This is a genomic window from Flavobacterium pectinovorum, from assembly GCF_022802975.1.
GTDB classification, from domain to species: domain Bacteria; phylum Bacteroidota; class Bacteroidia; order Flavobacteriales; family Flavobacteriaceae; genus Flavobacterium; species Flavobacterium pectinovorum_B.
In genome coordinates this window covers 186268-199346 of the sequence record NZ_JAFEVZ010000009.1, presented here as the reverse complement: position 1 = coordinate 199346, position 13079 = coordinate 186268, and the positions used below count along the sequence as shown (strand labels likewise).

Genomic DNA, 13079 nt, shown 5'->3' with positions numbered 1-13079 from the left:
TCGAATCTCACAATTCTATTACTCTTATTCTTTTGTTCTAACATCTCTGTTAAAACGGCTGTCAATTCAATATGTCTACGAACGTGTATTTCTTATTTTATTTACTTTGATTTGTTTCTCAAAGCGGATGCAAAAGTAGAAAACTTATTTCTAACTGGCAAATGTTTTTTGAAGTTTTTTTTTAGAAAATTTTTCATTTCCTTCTCTCCAATTTATCTACCAATCTATCAATGAACTTTCACTGTTTGCGGGGTGCAAAGGTAAAAAGCATTTTCAAATCTCGCAAGCTTTTTGGAATCTTTTTTTTTGAAAATTTCTTTTCATTTGATTCTTATTACTTGCCAGTATTTCGATGAACGCCTTCGCTGTTGCGGGTGCAAAAGTACCACACTTATTCAGTTAAACAATAATTTTTAACCCCTTTTTTTAGCCTTTTTTTGAATTATTTCTTAACTAACTGATAACTCCTTATTTACAAAATAACTTTTTTTAATAAAATGTAAGACTTTTCGTGTTTTAGATGCCTTTTTGATAGTTTTTAGCCTTTTTCACATCTTGATTTTGTCAAGTTTTTCTGTTTTGGGACGCTTTGATGAACTTATATCAAATTATAAAAAACCCTTTTTCTGCCCTTTTTACCTATTTATAACACAGCAAACATCCTAAAACTCTCTTCTTTCATCGTTTTCTTCCTGAAATAATCTTCTATTTACCAAAATTTCCTTCTCAAAACGCAAACCATAGCCCCGATAGTAGTGAAAATCCTTTTGTACCGGGGTTCGGTACTAAAGATTGCAGCGAATAGCGGGAGTAAGCTTCTCATTAATATAATCAAATTCCAATATTAAAAAGAGATTCGAATTCGATCGGCAGGACAAACTTTTACTCTTATACATTATCTAGTATAATTTTCTACTTATATATGTAGAAAAAACAAACCCGACAGATTTTCTAAAAAAACTGCCGGGGTTGAGATTACATAAACATCCAAAGTTATTTCTTCACTTCATTAATTGTTTGCAAAAAAGTTTCAAGGGGCTGCGCGCCAGAAATAGCATACTTTCTATCAAAAACAAAAAATGGAACACCTTGCACCCCTATTTCCTGCGCTTCGGCAATATCCTTTTGCACATTATTCAAAAACATACTTTCATTTTCTATTACTTCACGAACTTCATTTTCATCTAACCCGGCCTGTATCCCTAATTTCATTAAAACCGAAGCATCATTTAAATCCTCTCCTTGCGTAAAATATGCTTTAAAGAAAATTTCTTCCATTTCATCATCCAATTTTTTGGTTTTAGCTAAATGTATGATGCGATGAGCCATCAATGAATTTGAGATAATAGCTTTTTCAAAATGATATTCCAAACCAACGCTTTTTGCACGTTCAACAACTGCTTTATGCATTTCTACTGATTGTTCCAGCGAAATACCTTTGCGTTCTGCCAAAAAAGCATAAACATCCTTATTATGTTGAGGGGTTATTGATGGGTCGAGCTGAAAACTTTTCCATTCAATTTCAAATTCATCATTTGGAAATTCAGCCAGGGCTTTTTCCAATTGTCTTTTTCCTATGTAACAAAACGGACACATAATATCCGACCAAATTTCTATTTTCATATCACAAAAATAATTAAATATATTTAGAAGATTTTTTCATTTAAGAAAAGAATAAGAGCAAAGTATTCCGATTCACTTCATCTTTATCAAGAGTGAGAAAAATAAAAAACCGCAACTCTTTTTTAAAGAATTGCGGTTTCTAGGTATAAAAAATGGTTGGTTAATAGCGATATTTTTTTTTTACAATGATATGTCTTTAATCTGAAACTAAAAAAGATCCCTGTAACAAAAAAAACTTTTGATGTTAACTATTTAACATCACTGGCATTACCAACATTGTAACAGTTTCTCCTTCTTCTAAACCATCTACCGGTGTTAAAATCCCAGCCCTGTTTGGCAATGACATCTCTAACATAATCATATCTGATTGCAAATTAGTTAGCATTTCAGTCAAGAAACGTGAATTAAAACCAATTTGAAGATCATCACCCTGATAATCACAAGTCAATCTTTCTTCTGCTTTATTTGAATAATCAATATCTTCTGCCGAAACATTTAATTCAGCCCCTGCAATTTTTAAACGAATTTGATGTGTAGTTTTGTTTGAGAAAATCGCAACACGCTTAACTGAACTTAAAAACAAAGAACGATCAATCATTAGTCTATTTGGATTTTCTTTAGGAATTACTGCTTCGTAATTTGGATATTTTCCATCAATTAAACGACACATTAAAATATAATTATCAAATGAGAACGTTGCATTTGAATCATTGTACTCAATTTTTACTTCAGCATCGGAACTTCCAAGAATACTTTTTAAAATATTCAAAGGCTTTTTAGGCATAATAAAATCTGCAACCTGAGACGCTTTAACATCTGTACGCGCATATTTTACTAATTTATGAGCATCAGTCGCTACGAAAGTTAATCCTTCTGGCGAAAACTGGAAGAAAACCCCAGACATTACCGGACGTAAATCATCGTTTCCGGCTGCAAAAATAGTTTTACTTACCGCAGTTGCCAAAACATCTGCAGGAACAAGTGTTACAGATGGATCATCAAGACTTACCGATTTAGGAAATTCTTCTCCAGCAGCATAAGCCAATGCATATTTTCCTGAATTAGAACTAATTTCAACAGTATTATTATCTTCAACTGTAAAAGTCAAAGGCTGCTCCGGAAATGTTTTTAAAATTTCGAGTAAAAGTTTTGCAGGTACAGCTACACTTCCTTTACTTGTAGAATCGATTGATAATGTAGCTGACATTGTGGTTTCAAGGTCTGATGCTGAAACTGTCAACTCATTATTATTTAGTTCAAATAAAAAGTTATCTAAAATAGGTAATGTATTGTTACTGTTAATTACACTACCTAAAACTTGTAATTGTTTTAATAAGTACGAACTCGATACTATAAATTTCATCTCTCTGTTTTTAATTTTTGTGTCTATTTTAGTAATTTGAACCTAAAATTTACAGATTACAAATATATCGTAAACAATCTTAGTTTCGCAATTTTTTTATTAACATCTATTTGCTGTATTTTCTTTTTCGGATGTAAGTAAATACAAGTCCAAAAACCAGCAAAATTAAGATTGGAAGTCCGATAGTTATGAATTGCGCCTGAGTGTAATTTTCGTAAACTTTCTCTTTATCCAATAACGGTAAATCTAAATCTTTGCTTCTAATGTTAATAAGTCCGGTATCATCTAATAAATAATTGATACAATTCATTACAAAATCCTTGTTATCATATAAGTTTCCTGAACGCTGATCGTATCCTAATTCTACTGGCTCCATATTTTTATCCAATTGATTTTTAGCTACATCACCATCAGAAACAACGATCATTTTGGTTGGTTTTCCGTGCGCCAAAAATGAATTTTCTTTGAAAGCCAAAACACGATTTTCAAAAGCCGAATGAAAACTTCCCTCTAATAAAACCGACATTGGTAAATTTCCTTTATTAAGATAATCTTTTGGAGAGGTCTGTTCTGAAACAATATCTAAATTAACTTCAAATGGGGTACCTATTTTTTTAGAATAAGGTGACGATTGCAATAAAACCGTTTTCTTAATTCCGTTTTTCAATGTATCGATTGGGCTTGCAAAGTCAAATTTGATTCCTCCTAAGTTTTTCACGATTGAATGTTTGCTTTCCGGAGACACTAATGGAGCAAATTTCCAAATAAAATCCTGATATTGTGTTGCACTTCCCTGCTCACCGGTAGCTAATTTTATGGGGCTTCCCTGTTCATCTTTTATCAGATCAGGGTTAATTCTGAATCCATATTTAAAGAACATATCATTCAGATTTAAATCTCTTGGATATGCCAAAGTTACACCTGCCTGATTGTACAAACTATCCATATCTGCTGAAACCTGATCTATCAGCCATAACGTTTTTCCTCCATTAACGATAAATTGATCCAAAACTTGTTTTTCTTCATCAGAAAAAGTTTCAGTAGGTTTTGCAATTATGGCTAAATCGTATTTTTTTAATGCGTTTAAAGTTCCGTTAGGATCTTTGGCAACAGAGTCTAATGTAAATGGCCCTATATAATAACTTTCACGAATTTGCATCAACATCTTGGCAATGTGAATTTCTTTCATTTCACCATTACCTTTTATAATAGCGACTTTCTTTTGCTTGTCTTTCGTAATTTTATTGATCGCATCAGCAATAGAATATTCTAAATGCTGAATAGAACCAATTACTTTTTGCGTAGTAGAAGCTCCCATTCTGTTTTTCAACAAAGGAATATTTACTTCTTTATTGTTGTAAACTGCAATTGCCCATGGAAACACCATGGCCTGAGACTGCTTTCCTTTATCATCAACTGTAAGGTTTATGGGTGTAAGTCCTTTTTGGTACAATGCTTTTACCAAATCCATACTTTCATCTTTGTTTTCCAGCGGATTTACAAATTCGAAAACTATATTTGAATTATAAGCATGAAATTCTTCCAGCAATTGTTTTGTTTCTTGTTGTAAACGTCTAAAATCAGCTGGCAAATCACCTTCCATGTAAATCTTTACAGATAACGGATTTTTAACCTGTTTTACAATCTGCAAAGAAGTTTCAGATAGAGTGTAACGCTTGTCTTTGGTTAAATCAAATCGATAAAAAAACAAAGTACCTAATACATTCAGGACAACCAAAATAAAAATAGTTATCCATAACGTTTTGAAATTTAATTGAGTAGATGCTTTCATTAGGCTTTAAAAGATTTTAATTGATAAACTGTAAAAGACAAAAACAGAAATGTAACACTTAAAAAGTAAATCACATCACGAGTATCAATTACTCCCCTACTTATACTTTTAAAGTGTTCCTGCATACCCAATGCTGGTATAAAACCTGAAAAACCAGGAATCAGCGATGCTAAACCTTCAAATCCAAAATAAAAGAAAAAACATAAAAAAACAGAAATGATAAATGCTACAATTTGATTTTCTGATAGCGTTGAAGTAAAAATTCCGATAGCAGAATAAGACGCAATCAGAAATAATAGCCCAAAATAAGAACCAATTGTACTGCCCATATCGATATTCCCTTCAGGAAAACCTAGATTAGAAATTACTTTTACATAAATAAATGTTGGAATAATTGCTAGAATAATCAAAAATGCAGCCCCTAAAAATTTTCCGTTTACAATTTCCCAAATCGACAATGGTTTGGTCAAAAGCAATTCTAATGTTCCTTGTTTTTTTTCATCAGAGAAACTTCTCATGGTTACTGCCGGAATCAGGAAAATCAAAATCCAGGGTGCTAATGTAAAAAATGGGGTTAAATCGGCATAACCGGTATTTAGAATATTGTAATCCCCTTCAAAAACCCATAAAAACAGTCCGTTGCTGATTAAGAAAATCGCAATGACCAAATAGCCTATCGGAGAGCCAAAAAAGGAGTTTATTTCCCGTAAAATAATTGATTTCATGTAACTTATTTTGTTTCAAGTTTTTCTTGTTTCAGGTTTCACGTTGCTTTACTTTGCGAACTTTGTTTTTTCTAAAACCTGTTAATATAATCTTTGCGTTCTTTGCGGTTAATTTCGTTCCAATTTTTCAGTTTCAGCATCCAACTTGAAACCTGAAATTTTAAACTAAAGAAACCACTTTATCAACACTCCAAGCTTCGGGCCTGGCATTAAATAACTTTTTTGTAAAATCCCATACCGTATTAAATAATTCAGATTGTCTGTAGTTTTCTAAATCTTGTTCGGTTTCCCAATAACTGTATGTAAAAAATATGCATTTATCATTTTTATCCTGATACAATTCTAAAAAACGGTTTCCTTCTGCATTTCGTATTTTATCTTTCATGATTTCAAAATTTCCCAGAAAATCAGGAATTTTTTCTTCATGAAAGCTCATTTTTACTATTCTGACAAACATATAATTCTTTAATTCAGTTTGGGTGCAAATGTATTTTATTTTGACGAAATTACTAACTCAAAAATTGAATCGTAATAACATCCCGATAATTCAGTCCTAATAAGCTGTTTGCTGATCCCACATTTGAAGGATTACTTCTAAAAATAGCGATTTCGAGGAAACCTGCTTCATTAAAAATAGCCAGTTTTTCACCTTCGTACGTTTTAATTGGGTATTTGTCTGAAGTTGCAATTGCTGAATAATTTGGCAGAATCGTTTTGATGCTTTTAGGTTTCATTACAATTTCATAAGGCCGACCTTTAGCAACTTCTGTAAATTGCTTTTTAGAAATATTGGTTACCACGTTTCCAAAATGGTCAATATAAATCACATACCCTTTTATTGAATTACCATCGTTGGCAACAACCGGCTGTAATTCTGTAATTTGCTTAATTCCCTGAATTTCTTTCCCAATAACATTCAACAAACCGCCTTTTGCGATATGACAGGCCACTTGTATAAAAATATCCAAATCGCTAAATTCAATTGGAAAACGATCGTGAATATTAATTTCGACAATTTTTTGCGGAACGATCTTCTGCGTAAGCATGCTTAAAATTCCGTTATCGGCACAAATAAAATAATGGTCGTTCCATTGCATGGCGATATGCTGATTCTCTTTATTGCGTTCAATATCAACCCCAATTAAATGTACAGTTCCTTTTGGAAAACTTAAATAAGAAGCTCCAATAACGTAACTTGCTTCGGCAGTATTAAATGGGTCTATATCATGCGAAATATCAATTATCTGAACCTCTGGGTATTCAGAAATAATTTTACCCTTCAGTGAACCAACAAAGTGGTCTTTCAAGCCGTAATCGGTAGTGAGGGTAATTATTGACATGATTTTGTTTATAACTATTGATAGTATTTAAATCTAATTTTCATTAAATTTGAGAAATGCAAAGCTAATAATACTAAATGCAAATTGAAAGAAAGAAAAAACAAATTGCATTTAAAAATATAAACAGACCCGACAGCCACCGATTTATAAAAAAGATTTATTTTTAATTTAAAACTACCTCATTTGAACGAAAGAATAATCGAGCTCATAGACATCGCTCCAAAAGACTTTTGGGGCGCTCAAGACACTCATCTTGAAATCATTAAAAAGTACTACCCAAAGCTTAAAATAGTAGCAAGAGGGACGACTTTGAAAGCATTTGGCGAAAAAGAAGTTCTGGATGAATTCGAAAAGAGATTTCAACGACTGATGCTCCATTTTACCCGATACAACAACATTGACGATAATGTAATTGAACGTGTCATTATGAGTGATGGTCAGGATGAAAGAAAATCATTAGATCATGACAAAATACTCGTTCATGGGGTTGGCGGTAAAATTATAAAAGCCATGACGCCTAACCAGCAGCTTTTGGTGGATACCATTAAAAAAAATGATATGGTATTTGCAATTGGACCAGCTGGAACAGGAAAGACTTACACAGGTGTTGCGATGGCTGTTAAAGCACTAAAAGACAAAGAAGTAAAAAGGATCATATTAACTCGTCCGGCTGTAGAAGCAGGTGAAAACCTTGGTTTTTTACCCGGTGACATGAAAGAAAAACTAGATCCTTACATGCAACCTCTTTATGATGCTTTGCGCGATATGCTGCCAAACGAGAAGCTTGAAGACTACATTTTAAAAGGAATTATTCAGATTGCGCCTCTTGCATTTATGCGAGGACGAACACTTGATAATGCTTTTGTAATTCTTGATGAAGCGCAGAATACCACCCATTCACAAATGAAAATGTTTTTGACCCGAATGGGGAAAAATGCCAAATTTATGATTACGGGAGATCCGGGACAGGTCGATTTACCACGCAGAACTATTTCTGGTCTGAAAGAGGCAATTTTGGTTCTGAAAGATATTGAAGGCATCGGAATTATTTATCTGGATGATAAAGATATCGTACGTCACAGATTAGTCAAAAAGGTGATTGACGCTTATAAACAAATAGAAAATCACGATTAAATTTAATTTTAGTGAAATATCAAATGTAAATCGTAAAATGTGTTTTGACATTTATTAATATTCGTTTTCTACATAGTCTTTTTTATAGAAATGTGGAAAACGAATATTTTTTTTAAGAAGTTTCTATACTACAATTGAAACTTTCAACAGTCAAAAGCCATTAAAATATAAAATCTCAATGGCTTCAATTAAACATCAATCGTATTATGAACTCTACATTTGATTAAAATTTATAGAACTAAAAACTTAATTGTTTTTACCCCTTTTTCAGATTCAACTTTACCAATATAAACTCCTTTATTTTTTGGCAATTCTATACCTGAATCATTACTTATACTGGTTGGTTTAAGCACTTGTTTTCCGGTTAAATCATAGATTCTGATTGTACTGTTTTCCTGTGCATTTTCTATCTTTATGAAACCGTCTTTTATTGTCCATTTTAATTGGCTTTTCGAAAAATCATCCGTAGCCAGATTGGTAGCAGGAAGAGCTACCCCATGGATTCTAACATCCGAAAGGCAAATTCTTTTTCCCGTTGTGGCTGAAGCAGTATTGTACCATGGGTAAACACGAACTTTTAAGATTTTTCCATAAGGAATTTTAAGTACCGGAATTTTTGATACCGCATACATTGTGTTTGAGGTCATACTTGTCAGCTCACCAACCACTGATGTTGTGATAAAATCATCTGTAGAATAAGAAATACGGCATCTCATACCATTCCCTCCTGCTCCGCCAACATATAAACTTATTAAATCAACATTTAATTCGGTTCCTGCAGCAGGAGAAATTCCAAACTGTGTATAACGAGTTGATACCTCATCAATTTCTCCTGCAGGCCAGCTTCCCCCTGTAGGGTCGTTTCTTTGAGTTTTTCTTGTCGTATCATAACCGCTTCCTGCCGGCCATATTGTTGCAGTTCCGCTAGGTGCTGCATACGATTGAACGGACATACCTGTATGTGACTGATCAAGAGCAATTGCCGGACCTTGTAAAATATAAGTATCATTTGCAGTCAATCCCCATATAAGATTAACTTCTGTCCCGCCTGTCAATGTAATAAAATTAGCCGTTAAAGGAACTGTTTTTGTGATACTTCCGTTGGTTACAATCAGGGTTCCTGTTTTATTTCCTCCAACCGATTGTGTTGCCGAAATATAAAACTTTGTAAAAGCAAGATTGCCTCCAGTGTAATTCATCGTAATAGAAGAATTAAAAGTATCAGTTTTGTTTGCCGCAATTAAAAACCCATTATCTACAGATAGAGCAAATGTTCCAGATGCCGGCAAAAGATCAAAACCAGTAATTGTTACTTCTTTGGTAAGAGTCTGACCGGTGTAGGCATCTCCAAAATCACAATTAGTCGGATTGATTAAAACATCTGTTGATGTATTGATATTGGATGCTAAAATATTTTGTTTTACCATTTCCTGCGCACATAATCTGGCAGTCAATGTGCCCAATAATGCTGTTGGATGCGTAGAATCTGCTGAAACGTAAAGCTGAGCTGTACTTGCGGCATCACCATAAGATTCAACTAACGTTTTTGTTAAGGTAGTCAAATCGATAAGCTGTACTCCTTTTTCTGTTGCAACCTCTTTCATAGCATAAGTATAATCATAAGTGTGATCTGTTGCCGGAAGACTGAAATCCGGACCTAGATCATGAAGTCCTTTGCGCGTAATTGTACCAGCACTAAAATATTTTCTGCACATAGAAGTTGCCAAAATAGGTGTAGCATTCAAAGCACGTGTTTCGTCAATATACTTTCTAAGATAATCTTTATAAGTTGTTTGCGGATTTGTACCTCTATAGTCTGTTCCGTTAATTGGATTTGCGGGATCTGTACCTCCATCAAGCCCTCCGTTTTTCTCATCATTATGAGCAAACTGAATGATAACATAATCACCGGCTTTTATTTGTTGCTTTACAGTTGTCCAATATGGAGCTTCCATATAAAAACTCTTACTGCTGGCTCCATTTTTAGCACGATTATTAACTGTAACTCCTGAATTGAAAAATTGCTGAAACATCATCCCCCAGCCTCTTATATCTGAAGTGCTTTCGTCGTAATTTGCCATTGTAGAATCGCCAATGGTGTGAAGCGTGATTTGTGCATTTGCTGAAATGATGCTGCAAAAGATTAAAGCAACAACAAATAATTTTGATAATACTGATTTCATTTTTTGGATTTTATTTTATGTAATTATGGGTATATGAAAAACATATACTTCGTGGTATTTTGTTAAGTGAATGAAATTTATAATCCTACTTTTTATATACTTTGACAGCTCCTTGTTTGCCATTGATTTTGTAACGAACAATGTAGATTCCCGTTTTCAGATTATTTAAATTTATTTCTGTAGCAGCAGATTTTGTATGATAAACACGTTGACCCAAAAGATTATAAACATCCAGACTTTCAAGTATTCCGTTTACTTTTAACATATCATACTCTAGAAAAACATTTTCATCTAAACCCAAACTACCCGAATTCACAGTAATTGATCCCGTACCAGTAAGTAATCCCGGGTGTGTTGTGGCATTGTATGTTCCGTTTGGGAGCTGGGTTCCGTTTAAAGTAAATTTCTTCACTGCAACAGCCACGTTTAGTAGCGCAGAAGCAGATGAACCGGTTATATTCATAGTTAATTCGTCTCCGGCACATTTCATATGATTAAAAATAGCTTTGTTATTAAAAGCCAGATTGATTGTTCCTTTACCAAAAGCATTTTCAACCGTTCCATTAATTACAGCTGAACCTCCGGCATTCGCTGCAGCAAAAGTCAAATCCCAGATTCCTGTAAAATTGCTATTGTCTCCTCCTAACTTTACCGCCGCTGCACTCGCAAAATCCCTAATATTTCGAACAATTACTTTATTACTTCCCGAAAATGTTCCCGGTAAATCCATTGTGTTTCCTGCTACGTTATTACTACTCATCGTTAGAGAAACATCACCTTCTAAAACAATTGGAGCATTCAGATAAAAACCTGTACCGCTTGTTGCATAGGTAATAGTAGATCCCTGAGCCATTCTAACCGGACCTAAACATCTGGAGTCTTTTATTTGTCTTAATCTAATTGTTCCTCCGGTTTTCACATACATATCACCTTCAAATTGAGAAAATGTTGTTTCGATCGTTATTCCACTGTTTATACTTACTTTTTCGCCTGCTCTTGGCAATAGGGCCGGGGAATATTTAGTAACATCATCCCACAATCCTCCTAAGAAACCAAATTCACTTGGCCTTCCGATGATTATTTTACCTGTTCCGCTAATCGTAGATGCATTTGTAGCAGCAGTATAAATACCAACTGGCTGTAAAATTCCGTCAATATACCATTCATTAATTGTGATATCCTGATTAATAACAACAGAGGCCGCTCCTTCTGTATAAAGTGCTGTTTTTACATCAACTGCAGTACTCAAATCAACAGTTAGTTTTCCATTTGTCTTTATAGTGATTTTTGGTGATTTCCCTAATGAACTGGCAATTTTAGCCTGAACTTCACCTGCTTCAATAACCAAATTCCCCGTGTAACCGGAATTATTGCTATTCAACTGAACTATTCCTGTTCCTGTTTTAGTTATCTGGTGCACGCCACTGATCACAGCAGTCAGATTCAGATTAGCAGAACTGTTGACTGTGACAGCACCTTTAGTCTTGATGTTTCCGGATAAAGATGCAATAGCAGTTGTAGAAATTGATGCCTGATTAAGTGTAAGTAAAGTTGTTGAACTATTGGTAGAAACATCAATAGCAGCTCCGTTCAATAAATTCAAATCTGCGGCAAAATTTCCACCATTCGCATTTATTGTAAAAATTCCATCAACATTTGCAGCTTCTGAAGCAATCGGAACAGCATTCGGGTTCCAATTGTCTGCTTCCAACCAACCGGTATTAGCAGCACCTCCATCCCAATTGTATACAGTTACAGTTGGAACTATAGCTGTCGGATCCCAGTTATCTGTACCAGCCAATACAATTTTTGGCTCATATAAATTGGCTTCTGTCTGATCTGCCAATGGTCTAATACCTACCCAGTTTGCTCTTCCGCTCATATCAGCTCCTGGACCAGTGTTCATCCACTCATATAATTTAAGTCTTGGGTCTGTATCAGCATAAGCCATATTCCATTTATCTCCCCAACCTAAAGGATCTATTTCTGCAGGCATAGTGCAATACAACCAGGCTACTTTTGGATATTGATGCCATGGACGGCCGAATTTAATTTTCACACCATCATCACCTAACCTCGGACTGTTCGGCTGATACGTTAAATTACATTTATAAAATACAAAACCGTAAGTCTGCGTTTCTTCACTTGAAGGTGCAGTTATCCATGCCCCTCCGTAGCTTCTGATTTCACATTCGTTAAAAACACCAACTCCACGACCATAGATATAATCGGTACGACCTAAAATCATACAGGATTTGAAATAAGCGCGTGAAGTTTCGGCAGTCCAGAAATAAATAGTATCCTGATAAGCAGCTATATCACAATTCACAAACACATTTCGGTCTGCACGAAGCGTCAGTGCCTGTGCCTGTCCTACTGGTCCGGCTGTATTTCGGATGGTTATATTTTCTGCCCTGAAATCATTTGCCATGATCGTAAGTGTGGCTGCTGTTGCCACTAAATTTGTATTGGAAGCCCAAAGCGCCACTTTAGCATCCGGGCACAAACCATCACCGCCATCGTTACAATTGTAAATATCATAAGAAATAATCGTTTCTGTCCTGCTCTCTCCAATTAAGGTTAAATTGGTTTTATTAGCAGGAACTAATAATTTTTCCTTGTCGTACAAACCTCTTTTTACATAAATAATAGTTGGCGTTCCTACAGGTGCTGCATCAATTGCGGCTTGTATAGAGGTAAAATTTCCTGATCCATTAATATCTACTACGATGTCCGGGCTAAAACTTTGCGCGGCACCTGTATTAAAAAATAAAAGTCCTATAAACAGGAGGACAAAAAAGTCGAGTTTTTTCATAAAATTAGATAGTTAGTGATTGGTTGTTGTAAAGTTATTTTCATAGTTTAAATAGTTACCTCTCCAAACTATAGTTAGATATTAATCAATATAATCTTCATCAA

General features: G+C 34.4%; 9 protein-coding genes. 1 reads left to right on the top strand and 8 read right to left on the bottom strand.

What is annotated here, in order from left to right; genetic code table 11:
* Positions 1 to 993 precede the first annotated feature (993 nt).
* The 6 genes from FLV_RS14300 to FLV_RS14275 form a co-directional block, all read right to left on the bottom strand.
* The gene (locus FLV_RS14300) at positions 994 to 1623 is read right to left on the bottom strand and encodes a DsbA family oxidoreductase (RefSeq protein WP_243234810.1); all 630 of its coding nucleotides are present in this window, start codon (positions 1621 to 1623) and stop codon (positions 994 to 996) included.
* 244 nt (positions 1624 to 1867) lie between these two features.
* Positions 1868 to 2986, bottom strand: coding sequence for a DNA polymerase III subunit beta (gene dnaN / locus FLV_RS14295; protein ID WP_243234809.1), 1119 nt, complete (start codon positions 2984 to 2986; stop codon positions 1868 to 1870).
* A 106-nt stretch (positions 2987 to 3092) separates the two neighbouring features.
* Positions 3093 to 4778: a gliding motility-associated ABC transporter substrate-binding protein GldG gene (gldG, locus tag FLV_RS14290; protein ID WP_243234799.1), complete on the bottom strand. Its 1686-nt coding sequence runs from the start codon at positions 4776 to 4778 to the stop codon at positions 3093 to 3095.
* The gene (gldF, locus tag FLV_RS14285; protein ID WP_243234798.1) at positions 4778 to 5503 is read right to left on the bottom strand and encodes a gliding motility-associated ABC transporter permease subunit GldF; all 726 of its coding nucleotides are present in this window, start codon (positions 5501 to 5503) and stop codon (positions 4778 to 4780) included. Before gldF ends, gldG begins: the two co-directional genes overlap by 1 nt.
* Positions 5504 to 5663: 160 nt before the next feature.
* Positions 5664 to 5960 carry a putative quinol monooxygenase gene (locus FLV_RS14280; RefSeq protein WP_243234797.1) on the bottom strand — a complete coding sequence of 99 codons (297 nt, stop codon included), beginning with the start codon at positions 5958 to 5960 and terminating at the stop codon, positions 5664 to 5666.
* 52 nt (positions 5961 to 6012) lie between these two features.
* On the bottom strand, positions 6013 to 6843 hold the full coding sequence (locus FLV_RS14275; protein ID WP_243234796.1) for an S-adenosyl-l-methionine hydroxide adenosyltransferase family protein: 831 nt from the start codon (positions 6841 to 6843) through the stop codon (positions 6013 to 6015).
* Between the two features lie 183 nt (positions 6844 to 7026).
* Here FLV_RS14275 and FLV_RS14270 point away from each other — a divergent pair, with 183 nt between their 5' ends.
* Positions 7027 to 7977, top strand: coding sequence for a PhoH family protein (locus FLV_RS14270; protein WP_243234791.1), 951 nt, complete (start codon positions 7027 to 7029; stop codon positions 7975 to 7977).
* Positions 7978 to 8207: 230 nt separating this feature from the next.
* On the opposite strand, the gene FLV_RS14265 is transcribed toward FLV_RS14270, so the two are convergent.
* Together FLV_RS14265 and FLV_RS14260 are read right to left on the bottom strand one after the other, a co-directional pair.
* Positions 8208 to 10160: a GDSL-type esterase/lipase family protein gene (locus tag FLV_RS14265; RefSeq protein WP_243234789.1), complete on the bottom strand. Its 1953-nt coding sequence runs from the start codon at positions 10158 to 10160 to the stop codon at positions 8208 to 8210.
* A gap of 85 nt (positions 10161 to 10245) precedes the next feature.
* Positions 10246 to 12975 (bottom strand): pectinesterase family protein, encoded by a 2730-nt coding sequence (locus tag FLV_RS14260; RefSeq protein ID WP_243234787.1) that lies wholly within the window; start codon positions 12973 to 12975, stop codon positions 10246 to 10248.
* Positions 12976 to 13079: the final 104 nt, after the last annotated feature.

Coding starts and splice junctions, on each gene's coding strand:
- FLV_RS14300 (WP_243234810.1), bottom strand. CDS start 1,623: ATGAAAATAGAAATTTGGTCGGATATTATGTGTCCGTTTTGTTACATA.
- dnaN (WP_243234809.1), bottom strand. CDS start 2,986: ATGAAATTTATAGTATCGAGTTCGTACTTATTAAAACAATTACAAGTT.
- gldG (WP_243234799.1), bottom strand. CDS start 4,778: ATGAAAGCATCTACTCAATTAAATTTCAAAACGTTATGGATAACTATT.
- gldF (WP_243234798.1), bottom strand. CDS start 5,503: ATGAAATCAATTATTTTACGGGAAATAAACTCCTTTTTTGGCTCTCCG.
- FLV_RS14280 (WP_243234797.1), bottom strand. CDS start 5,960: ATGTTTGTCAGAATAGTAAAAATGAGCTTTCATGAAGAAAAAATTCCT.
- FLV_RS14275 (WP_243234796.1), bottom strand. CDS start 6,843: ATGTCAATAATTACCCTCACTACCGATTACGGCTTGAAAGACCACTTT.
- FLV_RS14265 (WP_243234789.1), bottom strand. CDS start 10,160: ATGAAATCAGTATTATCAAAATTATTTGTTGTTGCTTTAATCTTTTGC.
- FLV_RS14260 (WP_243234787.1), bottom strand. CDS start 12,975: ATGAAAAAACTCGACTTTTTTGTCCTCCTGTTTATAGGACTTTTATTT.